At 44.5% G+C, this 24,897-nt stretch carries 25 protein-coding genes and 1 riboswitch; of the genes, 23 read left to right on the top strand and 2 right to left on the bottom strand.

The features are described 5' to 3' along the window. Window positions 1–68: 68 nt before the first annotated feature. Window positions 69–1,010: an EamA family transporter gene (locus tag V6W81_RS18855; protein ID WP_338540055.1), complete on the bottom strand. Its 942-nt coding sequence runs from the start codon at window positions 1,008–1,010 to the stop codon at window positions 69–71. Between the two features lie 115 nt (window positions 1,011–1,125). On the opposite strand from V6W81_RS18855, the gene V6W81_RS18850 reads away from it, so the two are divergent. Beyond that, complete coding sequence (locus V6W81_RS18850; RefSeq protein ID WP_338540054.1) at window positions 1,126–2,040, top strand: AraC family transcriptional regulator; 915 nt, start codon at window positions 1,126–1,128, stop codon at window positions 2,038–2,040. Window positions 2,041–2,487: 447 nt separating this feature from the next. On the opposite strand, the gene V6W81_RS18845 is transcribed toward V6W81_RS18850, so the two are convergent. After that, window positions 2,488–2,613: a hypothetical protein gene (locus V6W81_RS18845; RefSeq protein WP_338540053.1), complete on the bottom strand. Its 126-nt coding sequence runs from the start codon at window positions 2,611–2,613 to the stop codon at window positions 2,488–2,490. A gap of 149 nt (window positions 2,614–2,762) precedes the next feature. Here V6W81_RS18845 and V6W81_RS18840 point away from each other — a divergent pair, with 149 nt between their 5' ends. The 22 genes from V6W81_RS18840 (at window position 2,763) to ccsA (ending at window position 24,817) form a co-directional block, all read left to right on the top strand. Further along, the gene (locus V6W81_RS18840) at window positions 2,763–3,419 is read left to right on the top strand and encodes a stage V sporulation protein AA (protein ID WP_145045250.1); all 657 of its coding nucleotides are present in this window, start codon (window positions 2,763–2,765) and stop codon (window positions 3,417–3,419) included. Beyond that, entirely contained in the window at window positions 3,406–3,828 is a 423-nt protein-coding gene (locus V6W81_RS18835; protein WP_145408359.1) for a stage V sporulation protein AB, read from the top strand. Before V6W81_RS18840 ends, V6W81_RS18835 begins: the two co-directional genes overlap by 14 nt. Window positions 3,829–3,854: 26 nt before the next feature. Next, window positions 3,855–5,522, top strand: coding sequence for a spore germination protein (locus V6W81_RS18830; RefSeq protein ID WP_338540052.1), 1,668 nt, complete (start codon window positions 3,855–3,857; stop codon window positions 5,520–5,522). 101 nt (window positions 5,523–5,623) lie between these two features. Then, window positions 5,624–6,955 carry a diaminopimelate decarboxylase gene (gene lysA / locus V6W81_RS18825; RefSeq protein ID WP_338540051.1) on the top strand — a complete coding sequence of 444 codons (1,332 nt, stop codon included), beginning with the start codon at window positions 5,624–5,626 and terminating at the stop codon, window positions 6,953–6,955. 306 nt (window positions 6,956–7,261) lie between these two features. Continuing rightward, window positions 7,262–7,693 carry a peptidylprolyl isomerase gene (locus V6W81_RS18820; RefSeq protein ID WP_056696621.1) on the top strand — a complete coding sequence of 144 codons (432 nt, stop codon included), beginning with the start codon at window positions 7,262–7,264 and terminating at the stop codon, window positions 7,691–7,693. 205 nt (window positions 7,694–7,898) lie between these two features. Further along, entirely contained in the window at window positions 7,899–9,218 is a 1,320-nt protein-coding gene (locus tag V6W81_RS18815; protein WP_338540050.1) for a hypothetical protein, read from the top strand. A gap of 164 nt (window positions 9,219–9,382) precedes the next feature. After that, window positions 9,383–9,543: riboswitch (FMN riboswitch) on the top strand. A 404-nt stretch (window positions 9,544–9,947) separates the two neighbouring features. Beyond that, window positions 9,948–11,051: a bifunctional diaminohydroxyphosphoribosylaminopyrimidine deaminase/5-amino-6-(5-phosphoribosylamino)uracil reductase RibD gene (ribD, locus tag V6W81_RS18810; protein ID WP_164848736.1), complete on the top strand. Its 1,104-nt coding sequence runs from the start codon at window positions 9,948–9,950 to the stop codon at window positions 11,049–11,051. Between the two features lie 54 nt (window positions 11,052–11,105). Further along, entirely contained in the window at window positions 11,106–11,774 is a 669-nt protein-coding gene (ribE, locus tag V6W81_RS18805) for a riboflavin synthase (protein WP_338540049.1), read from the top strand. 69 nt (window positions 11,775–11,843) lie between these two features. Next, window positions 11,844–13,076 (top strand): bifunctional 3,4-dihydroxy-2-butanone-4-phosphate synthase/GTP cyclohydrolase II, encoded by a 1,233-nt coding sequence (locus V6W81_RS18800; protein WP_307212693.1) that lies wholly within the window; start codon window positions 11,844–11,846, stop codon window positions 13,074–13,076. 92 nt (window positions 13,077–13,168) lie between these two features. Then, window positions 13,169–13,636, top strand: coding sequence for a 6,7-dimethyl-8-ribityllumazine synthase (ribH, locus tag V6W81_RS18795; RefSeq protein WP_338540048.1), 468 nt, complete (start codon window positions 13,169–13,171; stop codon window positions 13,634–13,636). A gap of 102 nt (window positions 13,637–13,738) precedes the next feature. Continuing rightward, complete coding sequence (locus V6W81_RS18790; protein WP_145045238.1) at window positions 13,739–14,539, top strand: segregation and condensation protein A; 801 nt, start codon at window positions 13,739–13,741, stop codon at window positions 14,537–14,539. Further along, the gene (gene scpB, locus V6W81_RS18785; RefSeq protein ID WP_338540047.1) at window positions 14,508–15,191 is read left to right on the top strand and encodes an SMC-Scp complex subunit ScpB; all 684 of its coding nucleotides are present in this window, start codon (window positions 14,508–14,510) and stop codon (window positions 15,189–15,191) included. The genes V6W81_RS18790 and scpB overlap by 32 nt, the downstream gene beginning before the upstream one ends. 208 nt (window positions 15,192–15,399) lie before the next feature. Continuing rightward, window positions 15,400–16,131 carry a DUF2953 domain-containing protein gene (locus V6W81_RS18780; protein ID WP_186380832.1) on the top strand — a complete coding sequence of 244 codons (732 nt, stop codon included), beginning with the start codon at window positions 15,400–15,402 and terminating at the stop codon, window positions 16,129–16,131. A gap of 135 nt (window positions 16,132–16,266) precedes the next feature. Continuing rightward, window positions 16,267–16,737: a GerW family sporulation protein gene (gene ytfJ, locus V6W81_RS18775; RefSeq protein WP_056696635.1), complete on the top strand. Its 471-nt coding sequence runs from the start codon at window positions 16,267–16,269 to the stop codon at window positions 16,735–16,737. Window positions 16,738–16,873: 136 nt separating this feature from the next. After that, the gene (locus tag V6W81_RS18770; protein WP_338540046.1) at window positions 16,874–18,061 is read left to right on the top strand and encodes a D-alanyl-D-alanine carboxypeptidase family protein; all 1,188 of its coding nucleotides are present in this window, start codon (window positions 16,874–16,876) and stop codon (window positions 18,059–18,061) included. A 15-nt stretch (window positions 18,062–18,076) separates the two neighbouring features. After that, complete coding sequence (locus V6W81_RS18765) at window positions 18,077–18,703, top strand: nucleoside recognition domain-containing protein (protein ID WP_145045233.1); 627 nt, start codon at window positions 18,077–18,079, stop codon at window positions 18,701–18,703. A gap of 6 nt (window positions 18,704–18,709) precedes the next feature. Continuing rightward, window positions 18,710–19,243: a spore maturation protein gene (locus tag V6W81_RS18760; protein WP_056696642.1), complete on the top strand. Its 534-nt coding sequence runs from the start codon at window positions 18,710–18,712 to the stop codon at window positions 19,241–19,243. A 98-nt stretch (window positions 19,244–19,341) separates the two neighbouring features. Continuing rightward, window positions 19,342–20,160: a S1 family peptidase gene (locus V6W81_RS18755; protein WP_338540045.1), complete on the top strand. Its 819-nt coding sequence runs from the start codon at window positions 19,342–19,344 to the stop codon at window positions 20,158–20,160. 233 nt (window positions 20,161–20,393) lie between these two features. Then, window positions 20,394–21,143 (top strand): pseudouridine synthase, encoded by a 750-nt coding sequence (locus V6W81_RS18750; RefSeq protein WP_056696646.1) that lies wholly within the window; start codon window positions 20,394–20,396, stop codon window positions 21,141–21,143. A 199-nt stretch (window positions 21,144–21,342) separates the two neighbouring features. Beyond that, window positions 21,343–21,870 carry a redoxin domain-containing protein gene (locus V6W81_RS18745; RefSeq protein ID WP_056696649.1) on the top strand — a complete coding sequence of 176 codons (528 nt, stop codon included), beginning with the start codon at window positions 21,343–21,345 and terminating at the stop codon, window positions 21,868–21,870. Between the two features lie 14 nt (window positions 21,871–21,884). Further along, entirely contained in the window at window positions 21,885–23,558 is a 1,674-nt protein-coding gene (gene resB / locus V6W81_RS18740; protein WP_338540044.1) for a cytochrome c biogenesis protein ResB, read from the top strand. Beyond that, entirely contained in the window at window positions 23,555–24,817 is a 1,263-nt protein-coding gene (ccsA, locus tag V6W81_RS18735) for a cytochrome c biogenesis protein CcsA (protein ID WP_145045227.1), read from the top strand. The genes resB and ccsA overlap by 4 nt, the downstream gene beginning before the upstream one ends. The last annotated feature ends 80 nt before the right edge of the window (window positions 24,818–24,897 follow it).

The raw sequence follows: 24,897 nt of genomic DNA, 5'->3' as shown, positions 1-24,897 counted from the left end.
GATCTGCGGTTTATCACCAAGATACGACAACTAACAACCTTCTTTCGCGCTACAATTTGCGTAGAAGGTTATTTGTCGTTGATGGTAAGATCCTTTTGGCGACTCAATTGCATTAATAAAATGAGACCAATAATACATGCCGTGCCTAACCATTGAAATAGTCCAAAGGGTTCCTGAAGCCAAATGACCGTTGTGGCAACCGCAGCTAGTGGTTCTGCACTTCCCAGTAAGCTGGTTTCTTTAGCAGAGAGACTTTGCAAACTTTCGACGTAAAACCAGAAAGCGATCATGGTACCGAAAATAATAGTAAATAATAGATATCCGTACGCTTCGAGGGGCACGCTCGTGAATTCAAATTTCCAAGGTGGATGAATGAAACTAAGTGCAGTTCCACCTATTATCATGGCCCAACCGACGATTACCAGGGAATCGAACTGTCGTATTAATTTCGCAGCATACAATGTATAAAAGGCAGCGGAAACACCAGATAAAAGCCCCCAAATGATAGCGATGAAGGGTACAGACAACTGGGAAATGGAACCATTAGTTAACAAGAGATAACAGCCGCCTAAAGCTAGAATAATAGATAATAGATCTTTGGAGTCCAGTACGGCTTGTTTGCGCCAGATCAGGTAAAGCATGATTATAACAGGGGACAGATATTGCAATAATGTAGCAACAGCAGAGTTACCATGTTGGATAGAGGCCATGTACGTATATTGCACAGCAAGCATGCCAAACAAACCAAAAATGATTAACTGAAAGGCTGTTACTTTGTTTCTCCATACTTCTAGAATCTGTGAGCGCTTAGGTCTGAAATATTGAACGGTTAGAAGCAGAATGCCTGCAATGAACAATCGAACAGTAACAAACCAGTTGACCTCAATGCCGTAATGCTGAAACAGCTTTTGTGACACGGTTCCGCCAACTCCCCAACAGATCGCTCCGGTCAAAACCAACAACAACCCTCTTTTTCTGGAATTAAAATGTGCAAATGATCGTTTACTCATGTAATAACACCTTCGTCCTAAAATATAAGAATAGTGTTATATTAGGATGTAATATTAGATATTAATATCATTATTGAATAGATAAATATAAATATATTGAGGGCGTATGATAAACATGGTAGACAAAATGGAATTCCACATCGATCAAAATCTGAAGGAACTGACGGAGCATCGTACCGTTTCGTTGCCGATTGCTTGTTATGAAACGACAATTATTCATAATGTACATGGTTATATACCGCTTCACTGGCATGATGAACTACAGTTTGTTTTTGTAATGCAGGGGGAGGCACTCTTTCGAGTAAATCAGGAGGAGATTAGTGTGCCCGAAGGCAATGGAATATTTATCAATAGTGGTTCCATGCATATGGCGGAGGACATTGGAGAGGGGAATGTGTGCAAATATATCTGTTTGAATCTTAGTCCGCAATTTATTCTGCCGGCAGAGCTATATATGAAATTTGTACACCCTTATGTTACGGCGACCAATGTGCCCTATCTGTTAATCCGAGGAGATCAGAGCTGGGGAGTGAAGATCCTTGAAGCCATTCAAGCTATTAAGCAGAACCTGCGGAATCAACCTGTGCATTATGAATTAGATATCTCTGCTCAACTACTCACCATATGGAAACAGTTTATTTCAAACGGATGCTTACTGGAGTACGATCCAAACGAGATTACACGCAATCGGCGCATGAAAGGTATGCTGGAATGGATTCATTTACATTATGCTGAACCGGTCAAGTTAGAGGATATTGCAAAGGCAGGGCAACTGAGTCGCTCAGAGACCTGTCGTTATTTTAAACAAATATTACGAACAACGCCGATTCATTATGTGATGGATTATCGTATTCGGAAGAGTCTAGAATTACTTCAGCTTCCTGAAATGAGTATAACTGAGATCGCATATCAGGTTGGATTTAACAGCACAAGCTATTACATTAATCAATTCGGCAAAATAATGAACACAACCCCTTTGAAATTCAGAAGGGAGATGGCGATAAAGAGACGAGTAGAGGTGAATAACTAAGAATAATGAGCATAAGCCCCAGATTCATTTTTAATGGTAGTACTCTTCCTTCCACAGCTTTACGGCTCATACTCATACAGCCTTCGTTTACACCAAAAAATATAATCATTCTAAATTTCGTCACCAATAGGGTGACTTTTTTTATTTTTAGTCAACAGCGATCGGAAGGTTGCTCTGTCACTGGAACGACCGCGAGTATCTCATCGAGCCTTCTCAGAACAGCGGCCGGCATTTACTCATCCCTCAGCGCTTCACATTCCATATCCTTTCGACCATACCCCCACCCAGCAAATTTCTTTCAAGCGTTTGGACAAAGGGGAGCTGATGCAGCGGAGGGATGGAATTGGTTAGAGGAGCGGAGCGCGAAGGTTTTACTCTGATACACAAGCAGTGGAGGTGGCAGGAAAAACCTGAAGAAGCGAAGCGCTCGCCTTTGTCTCCGAATTTCTAACCGATTAGAAATACAATGATAAGAATTTGGAGACAACAGCGATCGGAAGGTTGGTCTGCCACTGGAACGCCCGCGAGTATCTCATCCAGCCTTCTCAGAACAGCGACCGGCAACCAATCCATCCCGCAGCTCCTGCACAGTCCCAATCTTTTTCCAACCTCCATGTAATAAATTTGCACATTCTTCAAATACTAGGGCGTATCTGGAACTCCGAAGGAAGTGAGTTTTAAGATACGTCCTACCTAAATTACGCAGTAAAGGAGTGTATCGGATGTCCCTGACACCCACTCCAACGGTCTACATTCGTTTGCGCAGCCGCGTCCGCATCCAGCGGGGAAAAGAAGTCAGGCTTCGGGATATCGCCCATGTGCTGACCTCTTCAGAAGAACAGGAGCGAAGGCTGATTGAGCTTGAACTGCTGCGCCCTGGACCGGAAGATGGCAATCTGATTCTCATTGATATTCTGCAGATTATTCCTCAGATCCGAGGTGTGCTTCCCGATGTCAGTGTCGAGTTGATCGGCTCGGGACATACGCTGGTTGAGGTCGTTGAGGGAAATGGCAAACCGTCCAAATCGTTGTTTATTCTGGTGTGGCTGCTGCTTTTTTTTGGCTCAGCATTAACCATTATGAATTTTCACGCGGACGTGAGTATGCAGGAAGTTCAAATTCGAATTGTGGAGATGATTACAGGCCGCCGAGATGAGCATCCCTATTTATTTCAGGTGGCGTATTCCATCGGGATTGGATTTGGTATGGCTGTGTTCTTCAATCATTTATTCAAGAAGAAGTGGAATGAAGAACCGACACCTCTTGAAGTGGAAATGTTTTTATATCAGCAAAATGTCGACCAGTATGTCGTTATTCAGGAAAACGAGCGTATGCATGACCAGAAACATGGGGAGATGAGTGCAGATGAGCGTTCTTAATGGAGCGATTAGCATCGTACTCGGCATTGCTGGAGGAATCGCAGTAGGAAGTGGCGTGATCGCGCTTATCTTAGTACTAGATATGATTCCACGGCTGGCTCAATTGACTCAATCCTATGACAAAACACATTGGTATGAAGGTGCACTTATCGGAGGCTCGTTAGTAGGCACGGTTGCAGATTTCTGGCACTGGAAAGTACATGGGGTGCTGTTGCTTAGTCCAATCGTTGGGCTGTTCTGCGGTGTGTTTATCGGCTTACTTGCGGCAGCGCTGACGGAAGTATTAAACGTATTGCCTGTACTTGCCAAAAGGTTAGGAATGAAGCCGTATCTTTTTGGATTGCTGCTTGCCATGATTCTGGGTAAGATGACGGGTTCGTTATTCGATTTTTTTGTATACCAGCGTTAGAGAGCAATGGTTGAAGGAGGATGGACATGGATGTGAGATCAGATCACGGTGAACAGGAACATGATGAGGGAGTACCCGAAGAGTTATTGAATAAGTCACCGTATGAGATTCAGAAGGAAGAAGAAGAGAAGGCTTATCAAGAGAAAAAGCAAAATGAGATGTCTGACAGCGTGGAAGAATCCGTGCATTACTGGCAGGAAAATGATGAAATCTCTCCACGAATGAGCGACAACAAGAATACACTGAAACAAATTTTGGGGCTCGGAGAGTCCTTCGACGTAGATCTGCGGGAAATGGTTCTGGGAGGCAAGCATGTTGGGATACTGCTACTGACTGGGTTTGCCAAAGATGAGATTTTACTTGAAGTGTTAAAAAGATTAACCTATCTCACTCCGGATCAAGTGTCGGAACATGCGCTGAAATCTTACTTTGAATGCTACATTCCTCATATTCAGGTGGAAAAAGTAGATAGCATGAGCGCTGTAATTAAAAAGGTTCTTATGGGTATGAGCGCGATGTTTGTTGAAGGAGATCGCTCCGTGCTTATCATGGACACACGGAGTTACCCGGTTCGATCACCTGAAGAACCTTCTTTAGAGCGGGTGGTAAGGGGATCGAGAGATGGATTTACAGAGACGCTTTTGACCAATGTGGCCTTAGTTCGACGGAGAATTCGTGACCCTGGATTAAAGTTCGAGCTCATGCAAGTGGGTCGTAGAACGCAAACGGATGTATGTGTAGTCTACATTGATGATATCGTGGATAAGGTTCAAGTGGATTCTGTTCGTGAAAAAATAAAACGGGTCGATATCGATGGTATTCCCGCGGCCGATAAGCAGTTGGAGGAAGCGATTATCAACAAAGGGTGGAACCCATTTCCGCTCGTCCGATATTCGGAAAGACCTGATGTTACAGCATCTCATCTGCTTGAAGGCAGAGTTGTTATTTTTGTAGATACCTCACCAAGTGTGATGATCCTACCAACAACCTTTTTTGATCTCTGCGAGCATGCGGAAGAAAACAGGCAAACGGCTTTCATGGGAACCTACCTACGTTGGGTACGGTTCGCAGGTATTCTAATCTCGCTGTTTGTGCTTCCGTTGTGGCTTCTCATGGTGATTGATCCTGCCATTAAACCGATGGGGTTTGATTTTATCGGCCCACAGGAGAATGTTAAACTTCCACTTATTCTTCAGTTTCTGCTGATAGAACTCGGTGTCGATCTCTTACGGATGGCAGCGGTGCATACACCTACACCGCTTGCCTCAGCGATGGGTTTAATAGCAGCTATACTTGTCGGGGATATTGCCGTCAAAACAGGATATTTTGTTAATGAGGTTGTGCTCTACATGGCTATTGCTGCGATAGGAATGTTTGCAACGCCTAGTTATGAACTTGGACTAGCCAACAGGCTGGTACGGCTGTTCCTTCTGATTGCGGTGGCTATTTTCAAAGTACCCGGATTCGTGATCGGTACCACCTTATTAGTCATTGCGCTGACAATCCATCGTTCCTACAATTCATCTTATCTGTGGCCGTTCATACCGTTTAATGCAAAGGCGCTTGGAAACTTTTTATTCCGATTACCATTGCTTGAAAGTAAAAAACGTCCATCGTTCAACAAAACTCGTGATAATACCAAAATGCCTGATGATCCAGACGGAGAATCACGAAAAAGTAAAAAACACAAATGATCTGCTGAAAAATCCATTCTTCTTGATGCCTAATTTGGTATACTGGTGTAAAATCATTGGAATAGATAAAATTCCAGTATATAAAGTGAGGAATGCAGATTATGTATTTACATGGTACAAGTAAAATAAATGCACAAGGACATCTAGAAATTGGTGGAGTAGACGCAACAGATTTGAAAGAACAGTTTGGTACACCGCTGTATGTGGTGGACGAGCAATTAGTGCGTGATCGTTGCAGAGAGTATATGGATGCATTCCGCGCTTCGGGTCTGGGTTTCCAAGTGGCTTACGCAAGTAAAGCATTCTGCGTAATGGCGATGTGTGCTTTGGCTGCAGAAGAAGGACTTTCACTAGACGTTGTATCTGATGGTGAGTTGTTCACAGCATTGCAAGCAGGATTCCCTGCTGATCGTATTCACTTCCACGGTAACAACAAAACGCTGGAAGAAATCGAGATGGCACTGGATGCAGAGATCGGTTGCTTCGTAGTAGATAACTTTAATGAACTTCACTTGTTGCAAGCTGTGGCTGCGGACAAAAACCGCAAAGTTAACATCTTGCTGCGCGTAACGCCTGGTGTTGAGGCACATACACATGAATATATTTCTACAGGTCAGACTGATTCGAAATTCGGTTTTGATATCGGTAACGGAACGGCATTCGAGGCAATCGAACTGGCTTCCAAACAACCGAACCTGGTTCTGCTCGGCGTTCACTCTCACATTGGTTCCCAAATCTTTGAGGTTGAAGGGTTCCAGATGGCTGTTCAGCGTGTTGCTGAATTTGCGGCAAGTGTGTATGAGCGCCTAAATGTTGCATTCAAAGTGGTTAACCTTGGCGGAGGATTCGGAATCCGTTATATCGATGGAGATACGCCGCTTGAAGTTTCACAATACGTGAAGGCTATTACAGATGCGGTTAAAAATCATTTTGCTACCATCGGCTATGCTGTACCTGAGATCTGGGTTGAGCCAGGTCGCAGTATCGTTGGTGAAGCGGGAACTACACTTTACACAGTGGGTACGAGCAAAGACATCCCAGGCGTACGTAAATACGTTGCTGTAGATGGTGGAATGACAGATAACCCTCGTCCTGCGCTGTATGAGTCCAAGTATGAAGCGGTGCTTGCAAACCGTGCCAACGAAGCCGTTCAAGAGACCGTTTCAGTTGCGGGTAAATGCTGCGAGAGTGGCGACATGTTGATCTGGGATCTGGATTTGCCAAAAGTACAAAGCGGTGACTTGCTTGCCGTTGCGTGCACAGGGGCATACAACTATTCCATGGCGAGTAACTACAACCGGATTCGTCGTCCAGCGGTTGTATTTGTTAAAGACGGTCAAGGTGATGTAGTCGTTCGTCGTGAGACATATCAGGACATCATTCAGAATGACTTGGTACCTGAGCGTATCGCTAAACAGCCGGTAACTCGTTAATCTTCATAGATGCGTGGGTGGCATGTGCAATAGCATTGTAAATCAGTAACTCATTTAGGAAGAAGGCAAAGGAGCGTTGCTCTTTTGTCTTCTTTCTTATGTTACAGCAGATCCGAGCAACTTGAAGACGAGAACAGATCGGACAGAAATCACCCTTTTTAGCCGGATTGTGCGAAAAAAATTGCTGATTATTTTGCGGTTGAACGCATTTCGGTGTACACTATGAAAAGTGCTATTAAGCTTGACCTAGGGTCATGTGCTTCTGGCACCACTAATGATGGTCAATACGAAAGGAGTCATTTACATATGGCGAAACAAGCGAAAATTAAAATGGCAAACGGCGGAGAAGTTCTGATCGACCTGTTCGATCAAGAAGCTCCAAACACAGTAGCAAACTTTGAGAAACTGGCAAACTCCGGCTTCTACAATGGTTTGACTTTCCACCGTGTTATCCCTGGCTTCGTAGCTCAAGGTGGATGCCCAACTGGTAACGGTACAGGCGGCCCTGGTTACACAATCAACTGTGAAATTAACCCGAACAAACATGAGCGTGGAACATTGGCTATGGCGCATGCTGGCCGTAACACAGGTGGAAGCCAGTTCTACATCTGCTATCAACCACAACCACATTTGGATGGACAACATACTGTATTTGGTAAAGTAACCAAAGGTATGGAGTTCGTTGACGCTTTCGAAGGAAGCGACAAAATGGAAACTGTTGAAGTTGTTGAAGCGTAAGTTTTACTAAATACTTATGTTTTACACAAAACCCTTAGTGCTTCTGTTACAGATGCACTAAGGGTTTTTTACATATTTGGCTTGTCTATAAATGGGCATATCGATTCTGGTGAATCCTTCAAGCATGGGTTATTCTTGGTTCAGAGGATTTATGAAGTATAAAAATCATCCATCAAGATATGGTACTAAGAAGGGATGACGGAATTTGGATATTGTAAACCAATTAAGATTATTGAAACAAATTTATAGCGAAAACATGGTCTGGGACGAAGAACTACAGGCTTCTAGGCATGTCATGCCAGAAAGCATACCCATTCAAGACCGGGAGGCACTAGAAACGGCAGGCCGTCATCCCAATCAGTTTATTAAACCGCAACATGACGAAACGATTGCTGAGTTGAAAATGCTGGCGGAGCATTGGACGTTGGATGAGGCAGTGCAAGCTTTTGTGGCTTCCTTGTGGTCTTCACCGATGATCTGGCGCTCATTGCTAACAGGTAAGCTTATTGCGAGTAACATGCCTAATCATGAACACAGGCCATATCCTTCATCGGAAATCTGCGAAATTTGTGGATTGAGTGTAAACCAGGCAGAGGATAAGACAATACAATGGTACTGGCGTATGACAGAAGGAACACCTTTGGACGGTGATCCTTTTGGGCATGTGTTAGCGCTGAGAGAACTTATAGATGTGAAAGAGAAGGATCTTCCTGTTCCAAACGAATATGATCGCTGGACATTTCGCGCTGTGTTAACCGTACTTCGAACACTGCCTCCCAAAACCCGCTATAGTAAGGCAGCGGCTCTGCTTAAGAAAGAGGGTCTGCTTCCAACTAAAACTGAATATGTCTACCGTAACCTGCTTGAGACCCTAGCCTTAATTGGCATCCTGGATACGCCTGAACATCCGGGTTTGATCACGGCGTTCACATCCTATAGGGAGCGTGACCAGCGCCCGAACGTTCGGGTTGAAGTGCAGGCTCCACTTGCATGGTGGGATAGCTCTGTAGGTGTGAATGAAGAGAATCTGGCTAGACTATTTCATGATTTTGATCGAAGGAATGTATTGCTTGAGGAGAAACCTGCTCAAAGCCCACCTTTGGACGAAACGATGCTGGGTCAACTGGTGAAAAGAAAGATCGTCCGTAGTAAAGTTCCAAAGGCTTCTCCTGATGCTGGAACAGGATCGGTACAGCCCGGCGATGTTTATGCGGTTCGGGTTCGTGAAGGGGTATGGATCACAGTGTACTGTCATGAACTGAAGGACAATCGAGTGGTGGTGGAATATCTGGATGGTGTCTTTCCAGAGATGCCAGGGAAATCGGAGCTAATTATGACCGTTCGACCGAGACCACATGAACGCTGGCAGTGCTCCGCGCTCGCTATCGACTCCACAAGCTGGGTAAGAAGGGTAGCGAGAAATATGCCTCAGCCATCATCCATGCTGCCTGTACCTGATCGAATTCCGTTTCATCATGCCAAGGATTTGAAACATATGGCCGGTTGGTGCTTTCCTAATCTATAGATGGTGTTGTGGCCGATTCGATCGAAACTTAGACAAAACCGTTTCTCATCCGGGAAACGGTTTTTGGCATCATCTTTGCTTATTAAAAGTTAGTATGTGACAAAAAGGAACAAAAAACAATTGATTTTTTGACGTTAAAGTGCTAACATCCAATTAATAACGCAACAATCCTTCGGGGAGGGTGAGATTCCCTACCGGCGGTGATGCACATGTTCGTGAATCATTTATGTCTATGTGCAAAGTCCGTGACCTGTCTGCTGAGGCAGATGGCTGATCTGGTGCAATTCCAGAACCGACAGTATAGTCTGGATGGGAGAAGGAGAGAGTGTAGCTTCTGGCTGCATTCGCAGATGTGTTGGTGTGCAGTGAGTTTGTGACTGTACATGGAGAAAACGGGTGTTTCCCATTGCCTCCATACATAGGTTATGTCTTAGAAGCGCTTTACCTAAAATGAATTTCATTAGGGTATGTGTTTGTTTTCACTTACCTGAATCGATCAAGGTAGTGATTTTGTGCGCTTTATAACCAGTGTATCAACGCTGTCTTGCGACGACGTAGTGTCTCTTCTCCCCATCGAACGGACTGTTCGACGGGGATTTTTTATTTTTCTTAACGGAATCCTTAAACATTCGATAGCGAATTGAAAATCATTTTACAATGAAGATGCACATCATTTTCTCCACTAGGAGAAGATAATAACAAAATAGATTAGACCGTGGGGTGACGGACTTGGAAATGATTAATGATGAATTTTATATGGGACTCGCATTGGATATGGCAGAACGGGCACAAGGACAGACTGGAATTAATCCCGTTGTAGGTTGTGTTGTGGTCAAGGAAGGCCGCGTAGTCGGGCTGGGATCACATCTTAAACGTGGTACAGGTCATGCCGAAGTGCACGCGTTGAACATGGCAGGCAGCGATGCTGAGGGCAGTACGGTATATGTTACGTTGGAGCCTTGTAGTCACTATGGCAAAACACCTCCATGTAGCGAACGTCTGATTCATGAGAAAGTAAAGCGCGTAGTGGTGTGTTGTGAAGACCCTAATCCTCAAGTATCGGGCAGAGGGATTAGCATGCTTCGCCAACAAGGAATTGAGGTTGAGGTTGGCATTTTACGTGAACGTGGAAGACGCCTGAACGAAAAGTTCATTAAATACATCACCACAGGATTACCGTTTGTGACGCTCAAAACGGCCTCGACATTAGATGGCAAAATTGCTACCCGTAGTGGAGATAGTAAATGGATTTCCAATGAACCTGCTCGTGAGATCGTGCATGCCCTTCGTCATCGTCACCAGGGGATTATGGTCGGCGTTGAGACTGTCATCGCGGACAATCCTGAATTGACGACTCGATTGCAAGTGGAAGGCATTCACCCAGTTCGAATTGTAGTGGATTCCAAGCTACGCCTACCTGTAGGCTCGAAAATGGTCAAGGACGGGATTGCACCGACCTGGGTACTTACAACGGATGAAGCAAGCCCTGAAGCGGCTGAGCGCCTAGAGGCATATGGTGTAGAGGTTATCCGCTGTGGACCAGGACCACGTGTCGATCTGCTTAATGCACTCAGCAAACTGGGTGAGCGTGAGATTGGATCTATTTTGCTTGAAGGTGGAGGCACGTTGAACGGCGCAATGCTGGAAGCTAGACTCGTGGATCGTATGCTTATGTTCATTGCTCCCAAAATTGTGGGAGGGTATGATACGCCGGGAAGTTTCCGTTTCGAAGGTGTTGAGCGTATGAGCCAGGCCATTCAATTGAATCAACTGGAAATCGAGCAAGTTGGAGATAATATTAGCATTGGCGGTATCCCGGTCTGGCCAGAATAAGGGAGATCGATGAAGCGTGAGTGCTAAGAGGATGTACAAGAAGGAGGCGGTAGCATGTTTACCGGTCTAGTGGAAGAAGTCGGTCACATTCGGCGCATCGGTCGAAAGGGCGAAGCATTGGTTCTGAACATCGGAGCTTCCGCCATCATGGATGATTTGAAAATTGGTGATAGCGTGGCCGTAAATGGAGTGTGTCTAACGGCAACTACGCTGGAAGGCGGAGGTTTTACCGCTGACGTTATGCCAGAAACGTATCGACATACGAACTTGAACCACCTGCAATCAGGAAGCAAAGTAAACTTAGAGCGTGCAATGCTATCTGGTGGCCGGTTTGGTGGACATATTGTACAGGGGCATGTGGATGGCACGGGAGTGATTGGCAGTATTACTCGTGACCAAAATGCGGTTGTTTTCGAAATTAAACCGGATGATCATGATCTTTTTAAATATTTGATTCCAAAAGGATCTGTCACCTTAGACGGCATCAGCCTTACCGTTGTGAACACCACTTCCGGATCATTCACGGTTTCCATTATTCCTCATACCATTGGAGAGACTGTGCTGAATGTTAAGAAAACTGGAGATACCATCAATATTGAATGTGACATCTTGGGTAAATACGTGGATCATTTACTTCATTACGGGAACGGTCACTCCAGTACGAAAGAGACGAAGCCCAAGAGTATAAGTGAAGAGTATCTGGCCAATCACGGCTTTGCGTAAAATATAGGTTTGAATAAACTTTTTACACGAGAACGGAGAAAGACAGATAAAAGAATTGGAGGGAGACGTATGACAGAGCAATCCATTCTCGATCCAATCGAGGAAGCCATCTATGATCTGATGCGAGGAAAACCCGTGATCGTTGTGGATGATGAAGACCGGGAAAATGAAGGTGATTTCATCGCTTTGGCAGATAAAGCAACGCCTGAAGTCATTAATTTCATGATCACCGAGGGTAGAGGTCTAGTCTGCGTACCGATTACACAGCAACGTGCAGACGAACTTAATCTCAAACCGATGGTTCAACAGAACACGGACTTTCATGGAACAGCGTTCACCGTGTCAGTTGATCACAAAGATACAACAACTGGCATTTCTGCGTTTGAACGCTCCATTACGGTGAAGGGTTTAATTGATCCTGATGCCAAAAGCTCGGATTTCCGCAAGCCGGGCCATATGTTCCCGCTCATCGCCAAAGACGGCGGAGTGCTGCGTAGAGCAGGACATACTGAAGCTGCAGTAGATCTGGCAATCATGTGTGGTTCATACCCTGCAGGCGTGATCTGTGAGGTTATCAAGGAAGATGGTACGATGGCGAGATTACCTGATCTACAGGAAATCGCACGTAAGCATGATCTGAAATTGATTAGCATTCAGGACATGATTCGGTACCGTAATGAGAAGGAACAGCTAGTACAGCGCGAGGTAGCTGTGCGTATGCCTACGGATTTTGGTGAATTCCAGGCAGTTGCATACACCAATGCGGTGGATAATAAGGAGCATGTCGCACTGGTTAAGGGTGAGATTGATGGTTCCAAGCCTGTATTGGTACGCGTTCACTCGGAGTGTCTCACAGGGGATGTATTCCACTCTCATCGCTGTGACTGTGGGCCTCAATTCGATGCGGCACTCAGACAGATAGATGAAGAGGGCAATGGAATTCTGCTCTATATGAGACAGGAAGGTCGGGGCATCGGATTAATCAACAAGCTCAAAGCCTATAAGTTGCAGGAGGAAGGTCTAGACACCGTGGATGCCAACCTGAAGCTTGGATTCGCTGCGGATCTTCGTGATTATGGGATTGGAGCCCAGATCCTCAAAGACCTTGGTGTTCGTCAGATACGCCTGTTAACCAATAATCCACGAAAGATCAAAGGGCTAGAAGGCTACGGCCTTGAGGTAGTTGAACGGGTACCGATTCAGATCCAAGAGAATGAGGATAATACGCTGTACCTGCATACCAAACAAGCGAAGCTAGGACACATGCTGAAATTTGATGAAATCGAGCAAAATGAAAAATAATTGAGCATCGATTCATATATGTAATTTGTGGAAAAAGAATACGACAAGATCATTCGATTATATCTCATACTAATTATAGGAGTTGACTAACAATGCCAAACTTTTTCGAAGGACATTTAGTGTCAGAAGGATTAAAATATGGAGTAGTCGTTGGACGTTTCAATGAATTTATTACGAGTAAATTGCTCAGCGGTGCACTGGATGCTTTCAAACGCCATGGCGTTCAGGACAATGAAGTCGATGTAGCGTGGGTTCCAGGAGCCTTCGAAATCCCGCTTATTGCGCAGAAAATGGCCGAGAGTGGCAAGTATGACGCCGTTATCACACTAGGAACAGTTATTCGTGGATCAACAACTCACTATGACTATGTATGTAATGAAATGGCAAAAGGTGTTGCGGCAATTAACCTCAAAACAGGCGTGCCAACGATCTTTGGTCTCGTGACTACAGAGAACATTGAGCAAGCGATTGAACGCGCTGGGACAAAGGCGGGCAACAAAGGTTGGGATTCAGCTACGGCCGCAATTGAAATGGCGAACTTGACGAAACAGCTAAAATAGTGCTTATTTAATGTAGTGCCCTGCTCTGCGCAGACGAAAACGGGAGACCGAATTCGGCGGCTTAGCAGGGTTTTGTATTTTTCTGGCGGGAGGATTCGTCTAGTGACGGTAGTTACATACAAACTGGAGACTTTTGAAGGTCCTTTGGATCTGCTGCTTCACTTGATCGACAAGGCAGAGATTCAAATCCAGGATATTCCCATCAGCGATATTACCGATCAATATATGGCGTATCTGCATTCGATGCAAGAATTGGAGCTCGATATTACAAGTGAATTTCTCGTGATGGCTGCAACACTTTTATCGATCAAAAGCAAACTATTACTGCCCAAACCACCGGTAATTGAGGATTTTGAGGATTATGATTATATCGAAGATGAAGATTATGATCCACGTGCTGAACTGATTGCACGTCTGATTGAATATCGCAAATACAAAGGGATTGCACGGCATCTGCATGAGCGGGAGTGGGAGCGGAGCCTCATCTTTTCCAAAGAGCCTGAAGATCTTAGACCTTATATGCCTGTGGAGACACAATCGAATCCGGTTCAGGGTCTTCATACCTCGGATCTCATCGCTGCTTTTCAGAAGGCGCTACGTAAGGCTGAGAAACGAACGACCGTTGCTCGTATTCAACGAGATGAAATATCGGTTAAAGACCGTATTCGTGATGTCATTGGTGCACTGGAACGTGTAGGGCCTGGAGGTAAGTTGTTGTTTTCTAAGCTGTTAGATGAACAGATTTATCGGCATGAAATCGTCGTTACCTTTCTTGCGATCTTGGAGCTTATGAAGATGAAGCAGATTGTCTGTTATCAGGAACGGATGTTTGAGGATATTGTTATGGAGTGGAGAGGGGAAGCAAGGAATCATGGATTTTCCGAAATTGAAGTCGATTATTGAAGGCCTGCTGTTTTTGTCCGGAGAAGAAGGTCTGAGTATCAAACAAATTGCCGAAATCGTAGATCAACAACCGGAACGGGTGTCCGATGCGGTGGAGGAAATGGTCGCAGATTTTGCAAATCAGGGAAGAGGGGTTCAGATTCTCAAACTGGCAGGTGTTGTACAGCTTGGTACATTGCCGGAACATGCCTCTTATTTTGAGAAACTTGCCTATTCTCCAGCGCGTACTTCGTTATCTCAGGCAGCCCTAGAGACGCTTGCCATTGTGGCCTATCGTCAGCCAATCACTCGGGTGGAGATTGAAGAGATTCGCGGCGTGAAGTCTGAACGTGCGATTCATACGTTAGTGAACAAAGATCTGATTCATGAAGTGGGACGAGCAGAGGCGATCGGGCGCCCGATCCTGTATGGAACAACCAAGTCATTCTTAGATTATTTCGGACTGGCTACAATTAAGGATCTTCCTGAGCCAGGGTTATTCGAAGATACGGAAAACCTAGAGGAAGAGACACAGCTCTTGTTCGATAAATTAGATGTGCAACAGGTAAGCTTGGATGGAAGTGATCAGACGGATTCATTTGATGAGGTAATCGATGATCATGGATTCGACATTGCTGAAGACTTGGATGATGGAGATCACGAAAATAGGTAAAGGATTAAACAGTTGTCATCGCGTTACACGCGCATGTAGGCCGATCCCTTTTGTACATAAAGGCTTCGGTCTATTTGCGTTTGTATGAAGCGGAAGGGTTATGACTGAATGGTGTAAGTTCAACGGTTTTTCTATGAGCCATGAATTTTTTCCAATATATAGTGTCATACTATTCAGGAAGAGAAATGTAGCCTTGGAGGTAAGGCCTGTGTGGATTTGGCTTGGGGGAATCGTGCTATTTGCCATTCTTTTACTTGCCATTGTTCTCATCTCGAATATTCATATACACTTTACGTTCCGTAAACATAGAAGTGATGATTATGCTCTTATCAATATTCGTCTTCTCTACGGCCTGGTTCGAATCAAATATGAAATTCCGAGTATCGTCTTCAAAAATATGAAAGAAGGATTTCTTGTGAAGACGCAGCAACGAACGAACCATTCGCGGGGGGAAGCAGAGGGCAACGAGCGTGTGAACAAACGCAAAGTTAAAAAATGGGCAAAAGAAGTAAAAGTAATGCTTAGAGCGACGGACGCACTCAAAATTTGGGTCAAACAAACGCTCACCCGTGTACATATGACTGATTTATCCTGGTCTACCCGGATTGGAGTAGCGGATGCGGCCTATACGGCCATCGTTACAGGCTGGGTATGGACAATAAAGTCCATTATGATTGGATTTTTATCCTATCAGGTACAGTTTAAACGCACACCTTGTCTGGAAGTCATTCCAGTGTGGGGGGATGAAATGGAATTTCAGACAGAACTAGAGTTGCATATGCGCATTCGATTTAGTGCTGTCTTCACCGCAGGACTCCGTCTGATGACGCGTGTTCTCAAAGTAGAAGGGGGCTGGCGGATGTGGTTTCGACTTGTACAAGAACAGCGACGCAAACACAAGCAGAAGCTCAAGGAACAACATCATAATTCTCACATTTAATTGTGAGCCTTGCCAAATGATGGTTTAAACTAATTCAGGATGTATCCAGGTATGCACTGGTACATAACTCCCTTGAAATTGGGGATGATATGGTTTAGATCAAACCTAGTTAAAATGAAACTGGAGGGAACTTACATGTCAGATCATCCAATACAAGGCTTAATGGAAACTGCTATGGAGAATATCAAGGCCATGGTAGATGTCAATACAATCGTTGGCGATGCAGTTGAAACACCGGACGGTACGGTTATTTTGCCGATCAGTAAAGTGGGCTTTGGTTTTGCAGCGGGCGGTAGTGACTTTAATGTAAATGTCGAAAAGAAAGAAAGTGGTTCTGCGTCAACTGCGGAACATGCAAAATCAGCCAAGGTTGCTTCTCCATTCGGTGGAGGTAGCGGGGGTGGCGTGTCCATCCGTCCGATTGCCTTCCTCGTCGTAGGAAAACAAGGTGTTCATATCGTACCACTTGATAATTCAACACATCTATTTGAGAAATTAATCGATTCAACGCCATACGTTATGGATCGAATTCAGGAGATGTTCCGTCGTAACCCTTCTAAAGATGAACCGGAGATCCGAACTCCTGATCCATCGACTTACAGCTAAAATAATGGATGTATTGAATCCCTCCCGCTGCACATGCGAGAGGGATTTTTAGGTTGTTTTGTATCACTAGGACATACTTCGGGTTGTCCAGACATAAAGTAGTACAAGATTCCAAGTGACCCGGAGGAATGGTTGAATGAAAATGTTAACGAAAATGATTGCGAGTTTCCTGATTCCATTATTATTGTTGTCTTCAGTTGGAATTGCCGGTGCATCTGGAACGATTCCAAGCCCCTCAACTCATGCTCAGAGCGCAGCTCTCATTGATGTCACGTCTGGGCGGATTTTGTACAGCAAGTCTGGAGATCAAGAATTGCGTATCGCCAGCTTGACCAAGATCATGACCGCGATTGTCGCCATTGAACATGGAAAACTACAAGATAAGGTAAAGGTGACAGCCTCTTCGTTTGCAAAGGAAGGATCGTCGCTTTATCTCAAACTTGGCGAAGAGATGACGCTTGAGAACATGCTGTATGGACTTATGTTGCGCTCTGGTAATGATGCAGCTTCGGCTATTGCCGAACATGTTGGTGGCTCAGAGGAAGGCTTTGTGCTTCTGATGAATAAGAAGGCAGAGGAGATCGGGTTAACCCGTTCCCATTTCATGAATCCTCATGGCTTGGATGCAGAAGGGCATTATTCTACGGCGAATGATCTGGCACGTTTAACGGCGTATGCGCTACATAATCCCGTGTTCAAACGCATCGTGGCAACAGAGAATAAATCGGCACCGAATCCTAACGAAAGCTGGGAATACTCCTGGCACAACAAAAATAAAATGCTGCGATTGTATGAAGGAGCTGACGGGGTTAAGACCGGTTATACCAAAAAAGCCTTCAGGTGTCTGGTAAGCTCTGCGACGCGGGATGGCCAGCAGCTAGCGGCTGTAACCCTGAATGATGGAGACGATTGGAACGATCATGCACGTATGCTGGATTTCGGATTTAAAAACTTTCCTTTAAGAGAAATCGCCGAAAAAGAACAGCCTGTGGGGAATACCACGGTTGTTACAGGACGAGGATTTCAATATCCGCTGGCTGAAAGTGAGATCGACTCTATAAGTAAAAAGCTGATCTTAACGAACAATCGTAGTCAAAATGAATCGCAAAACGAAAGTAAAGCGAATGATCTTTCATTTGGTCTAGCTGGTCGTATTGAAATGCAACTGAATGGGAAGTTCATAGGCTCTATTCCCGTGTATCACAAAGGAAGTTATATTCCTCCCCAACCTGAGATGCAAGAAGCTGCATTTGCTGGGATCGGGGAAATTACAACTTGGGCAGCCGCATGGCGTGCCGTGATAAGTCACTTGTTGTCCCCGTAAAGGAGGTTTTCCTGGTTGATCAATCTAATCTGGTTACTGATGATTGTGATTGGGTTTGTTTTTGCAGCAGTGAATGGAAAGATTGAAGTGGTCACACAAGCGGCTTTTGATGGGGCGGCCACCGGGGTTACGGTTTGTTTAGGACTGATCAGTGTGCTTGTATTTTGGATGGGTATGATGAAAATAGGTGAAGATGCTGGACTGCTTAGCAAAATTGCTAAGCTTCTTGGTCCAGTCGTTGCCTTCTTGTTTCCGGACGTGCCTCGTAATCATCCAGCCATGGGTTATATCCTATCCAACATGAGTGCCAACCTGCTGGGTCTAGGGAATGCTGCTACACCAATGGGCATTAAGGCGATGCAACAGTTACAAGAACTTAACCCTGATAAACAAACGGCATCCCCAGCTATGTGTACATTACTCGCGCTAAATACGGCAAGTATTACGCTAATCCCTACGACACTAATTGCTATTCGGTTAAATTACCAATCTGCCAACGCAACAGAGATTGTGGGAACAACGCTAATCGCAACAATTATCGCAACACTGGCAGCGATTATGGCAGATCGTTGGTATAGAAATAGAACGCTGAACAAACCGCCACGTATCGTGAAAAGTGGCAATCCTGGCATGAAAGGATGAATAACCTTGCTAACCTTCGTCAACTGGATCTCTGCCTGGGCCATTCCGGTTATTATCGCGTTTGTTCCATTATATGCGTTTACCAAGAAGGTTCCAGTCTATGAATCCTTCGTTGATGGAGCAAAAGAGGGGTTCTCCACTGCGATTAGCATTATTCCTCATCTCGTGGGAATGATGGTTGCGATAAGTGTATTTCGTGCTTCGGGAGCCCTTGATTTTGTGATTAGTTGGTTTGCTCCACTTGTATCTTGGATGGGTATACCAGGAGAAGTCTTGCCACTGGGAATTCTTCGTCCGCTAACGGGGACAGGCTCTCTGGCTTTTACAACCGATCTAATTAAGACCTATGGACCCGACTCCATGATTGGTCGTATGGCCTCTACAATTCAAGGCAGCACAGATACGACACTCTATGTACTAACCGTATATTTTGGGGCGGTAGGCATTCGAAACGGTCGATATGCACTCAAAGTAGGTCTGTTTTCAGATGTTGTAGGCTTCATTGCGGCACTTGTCATCTGTTTAATCGTTTTTGGATAAATCTATTTCGATATATTCTATAACTATAGTTAACCAAGTTGCATTCTCCTTCCGATATACAAGATATGCTAGAATGGATAGCGGGAGGAGAGTTGCACATGCATAAGAGATGGAAACGAGTGCTTCAGTTTGGGTTGTCAGGCATGATGGCGATAGGATTGCTAACTGGCCCTACTGGAATGGTGGATGCGCAAGCGGTCAACACGATACATTTTACCGGATACTTTGATAAACAATTACGAGAAAAGTTTGCGGTTACCGCGGATTCTTTTCCAGTCGTTAACGTTCGTTTAGTCAAGCAGGATGAGCCGGACGTGGTGTATTATGATGTCGGAACTTCCATTTTGATATCCAAGGACGAAGTGCTTACGAATTATCATGTCGTTCAGGAGTATGCGGAGCTAGCGAAGGGTGATGAGGGAACGTTAACTGTTGCCAGTCCAGGCGAGCTGAAGCGTCCGATCAAAGCCAAAATTATAAAGACTGATCCGGTAACAGATATGGCGCTACTGAAGCTGGATGAAGAAATAAATGTACAGCCTGTAACGTTTGCAAACGCAAGGGATAATCAACTTGTGTATACAATTGGTTTTCCCAAAAATCCAGATGGGGATTTAGTTATTCTCGATGATGAATTCCCTGCGACTTACAATACGATTGCTAAAAGCCGGGTTTCCAGCCCTAATGCAACCGATGTTCCAGGTCGAAAAGGCATAGGCAGTATTGTGAAATCCATGGCACAAGGTAACTCTGGTGGCCCTGTGTTGGATCAAAACAATCAAGTCATTGGCATGATGACCTTTGTCTATGGTTCAAGAACGTACTTCATTACATCACAAACCCTGCAAGACTTTATTAAAGACAGCGCGAAACCTACGAGAAAGCAAGTGGTTGTTGCAGGCAAGGTTTCAAATTAGTTGAATTATACTTATGATGTTATAAAAAGTAGAGCAAACAAAAAACATAGCTGGATGCTGCTCATCCTTCTTGTTCTCGTAACAGAGATAAGAAGGGTGAGTTTTTTTGCGTTAAAAGTTATACGGTTAGTACTCGAAATGGTCATTTAGAGCCTCTGTTTACATTTTCCTTGGATTATCCTTGTGATTTCCCTCCTTGATGGGTATCATTAGTGTGAGGTGACATGACAAACATGGAAAGATTACAAAAAATTATTGCTCAAGCTGGTATCGCATCCCGTCGCAAAAGCGAGGAACTGATCCAGTCCGGCAAAGTAGAAGTCAATGGGGAGGTCGTGACCGAACTCGGCACGAAAGCAAACCCTGAAGAGGATATCATTACGGTAAACGGGAAGCCGATCCGCAGTGAGAAAAAAGTGTACTTGCTTATGAACAAACCAAAAGGTGTAATTACAAGTGCATCCGATCCAGAAGGACGGAAAATTGTTTCCGATTACCTTAAAGGGGTCAAAGAACGTGTATATCCAGTAGGAAGACTGGACTATGATACGGAAGGTTTATTGATTCTTACGAATGACGGCGAATTTGCACATTTACTGACACATCCAAAGCACCATGTACCCAAAACGTATTTGGCAACAGTCAAAGGCGTTCCGCATGGATCGGCGCTGGAAAAATTAAAGACAGGGATTATGCTTGATGATGGTATGACCGCTCCGGCTGAGGTTGAATACAAGGATGTGGATACCGCAAACAATGAGGCCGTAATCTCAATTACTATTTATGAAGGTCGTAACCGCCAGGTTCGACGGATGTTTGAAGCGATTAACCATCCGGTGACACGCTTAAAACGTATTGCTTTCGGTGGGATTTTGCTGCAAAACCTGAAACGGGGACTGACTCGTAATCTATCCAAAGAAGAAGTCAATAACCTAATTCAACTCGCAAAATCAGAACCAGCCAAAAAAATGAAGAAAAGGTAATGTAAGGACACATAATTTTCATAAAACTGCCGCAATTTTGTGACGGAATTCGCTATAATTGTTCATAGGATGTTCACAGATATCTGGGACAGTTACGTATTGCGAATGATCTATATAAATTGAACTAAACATTTACACGAGAGGTTTGTGTACTATTCTTTAGTTCAATTTATATAGTCACCTTAAAAGGAGAGCGCACATGGGGAAATCAAGAAGAACGGTGCAGATCGTCATTTTGTTTTTGATCCTGGTGTTGGGCGGATATGCAATTAGTACATCCGCATCCGGCTCGAATGGCAAGCCAAAAGAAGGAGATCGAGCACCTTCTTTTGAACTGCTGGGCTTGGACGGTCAAGTACATACGTCTGAGGAATACGAGGGCAAGGCACTAGTCGTCAACTTCTGGGGGACATGGTGTGAGCCTTGTGTGAAGGAGATGCCTGCACTTCAAGCACAAGCGGATAAGTGGAAAGACCAGGGTGTTCAATTTATCGGGATTAATGTAGGGGAAGATCAGATGACCGTAGAGCATTTTGTGAAGCAGGTTGGTGTTACATTTCCTATTATGCTTGATCGTGACAAAAATTCAGTTCGAGATTATGGGATATCTCCGATGCCGACTACATTCTTCGTGTCTAATACGGGCAAAATTTCTACCATTCACATTGGTCAACTAGATTTAGACACACTTGACGCTCAAATTTCACAACTGGCTAAACAGCCCTGAACGGAGGTCCAGTCGTGTTCCAAAACACAAAATGTGAGTGTGGACACCAAAATCCAGTAGGCACGGTGCTGTGTGAAGCCTGCGGAAAGCCACTGCTTGAAGCTGAGGCCAAATCAGATGAAGTGCTCGAAATGCGTTATGATGGAATGGCTCGACGTTCACAGCGCAGCAATCCTAATATCATTGATAAGGTTTGGAACTTTTTCTCATCCGTAAAAATTGCTGTATACGTGATTGTGCTTACGCTGCTTGGATCTATACTCGGGACAATCTATCCTCAAGAAAGCACGTTTCTTAATATTGACCCTTCCGTGTACTACAAAGAGACGTATGGGCAATTAGGTCATATCTATTATCTACTGGGCTTATCCCATACATACGAATCATGGTGGTTTATACTTTTACTTGTGTTAATTGGTGCTTCGCTAGTCATATGCAGCCTTGACCGAGTACTCCCACTTTACAAAGCGCTGAATAAGCAGAAAATCCGAAAGCATATGCAGTTTCTTACCCGACAACGTCTCGTGTACCAGGGTACAATTGAGGGTGATTCTGCGGATTGGATTAAGAAAGCGGTTACGCCGCTTAAAAAGAAGGGGTATCGTGTACATACCGAAGGTGATGCATTGCTTGCTGAGAAGCAGCGATTCAGCCGATGGGGACCTTATGTTATCCACATTGGACTCATCATATTTTTACTAGCTGTGCTTGCTCGGGGATTACCGGGATTGAACTTGGACGAGCATGTGGCATTTCCCGAAGGTGAGATTAAGAAGATTCCGAATACATCTATGTATTTGAAGAATGAACAGTTTAATGTGGAGTTCTACAGTGAGGAAGAGGTGACGGAACAATTTCGTAATTTGAATCGGATGGTTCCTAAGCTCTTTGAAACCAAAGTTGTGCTGTATGAATGTACTGCTGACTGTTCGGATCTGACCAAAAAACCTCAGTTGTCTGAGGTTGCAAGACATGATGTGCGAGTAAATCATCCATTAAACTACAACGGGCTGAAGGCATATCAATTTGATTACGACTTAACCCCGACCATACGATCAGTTACTCCTGAATTGGTTAATGCTCAAACAGGGGAGAAGATTGGCGAACTGAAGATCGATATGGTGGATACGCAGCCAAGCTTCCAAGTTGGGCCATATACGTTAGAGGTCAAAAATAAATTTATGGACTTTGCTTTGGATGCGCAAGGGAAACCCACCTCGAAGTCGCCCTCACCAAATGCACCGGCTTTTTTGTTTTTGATTACCGGGCCAGAGCTGCCTGAAGGGGGCATTCAATATTTGTATTTTGCTAAGCAAATCGACAAAGAGCGATTTCAACAAGATTCAATTAACCAACAGCTTTCGGGTGATCCAATCCCATTTCAGCTAGAAGTGGATAGTATGGATAAAGTGGACATCATTCAATCGGTAAGTTATCTCAATATCCGAATTGATAAAGCAATGCCTTTTGTCTGGGTAGGGGCTGGAATTGTCATGTTGGGTCTGATTATGGGCTTCTACTGGCATCACCGCCGTATATGGATACGTATTGATGATGGTCAACTTACGCTTGGAGGTCATACCAACAAAAATTGGTTCGGCTTTAGGCGTGAGGTCGCAACTGTGCTAAAACAGATGAATGTGGAAGTAGATGAGAAGTCGTTGGATAACGGGGGGAACCAAGCATGAGTTTATTGGATTTCAGCAGCGACGCATTTATTGTATCTTTTTTTCTCTATAGTGCAGCGTTTATGTTATATGGTGTGGCGGTTATGGGCAAAAAGTGGAGTAATCGTGATCCTCAGGCTCATGTTGAAAAATGGGGCAAGAGAGCCTTTGTTGCTTCAACAATAGCGCTTGCAGCTCATTTGATCTTTTTCTTCACTCGGTGGGCTGGTGCAGGGCACATCCCTGTAAGCAATATGTATGAATTTATGAGCTTTTTATCCATGATGATTATGGTGGCTTTCATCGTAGTCTATGCAATTTATCGTAAAACATTAATTGGACTTTTCGCGCTACCGCTTACCATTATTATTATGGCGTATGCGGCCGTATTTCCACAGGAAGTGCAGCCACTCATTCCTGCGTTACAATCTATTTGGTTGAAAATTCATGTCACCTTGGCAGCACTAGGTGAAGCCTTCTTTGCAGTGGGCTTTGCGGCAGGGTTTATGTATTTGTTGCGCACCGTTGATTTCAGTGGCAAGGATAAATCCTCTAGACGTCAGCGTGGTTGGGTCGAATTTACACTGATTACGATTGTGGTCGTCATTGGATTTATCGGTACAGTATTTGCTTTTCGTGCGTCTGGATATGAAGCTGTGTTCGTCAAAGAAACAGCGAGCATTGACACAGAGGTACAGGGAAATAGTACAATAGAGAAAGTGATTTATCGCATGCCTCCTATCTTTGCACCGTATCAGAGTGAGGTAGAGAGCATGAAACCGTTTCTTGGCATGAAAGAACCGCTTCTTGAGACACCATCTTGGATGAACGGGGTAAATGCTGGACGCAAACTGAATACGGTGGTCTGGTCTGTCATCGTGGGTCTGATCTTGTATGGCATTATTCGTTTAATTGTAAGAAGACCACTTGGACAAGTCCTACAACCTGCACTAGATGGTATTGATGCTGATGATCTAGATGAAATTAGTTATCGAGCTATTGCCATTGGCTTTCCGATTTTTACGTTAGGCGCGTTGATTTTTGCTATGATATGGGCTCAGATTGCTTGGAGTCGGTTTTGGGGCTGGGATCCGAAGGAAGTATGGGCATTAATAACGTGGCTTTATTATAGTGTATACTTACATTTACGTTTATCCCGAGGATGGCAGGGACGGAAATCTGCTTGGCTTGCGGTGTTAGGCTTCTTGGTTGTGATGTTTACATTGGTTGGTGTCAATCTGATCATCGCAGGGCTACACTCTTATGCAGGGGCAGATTAAGGCGGTTGTTTCATAACGTTCTGGAGAGAAACCCATGAAACATAGGTGTGAGCCCTCACGTTAAAAGCGGGCATTCAAAT

The sequence above is a fragment of the Paenibacillus tundrae genome (genome assembly GCF_036884255.1).
Lineage (GTDB): Bacteria > Bacillota > Bacilli > Paenibacillales > Paenibacillaceae > Paenibacillus.
This window is presented reverse-complemented; position numbering and strand designations above follow the sequence as displayed.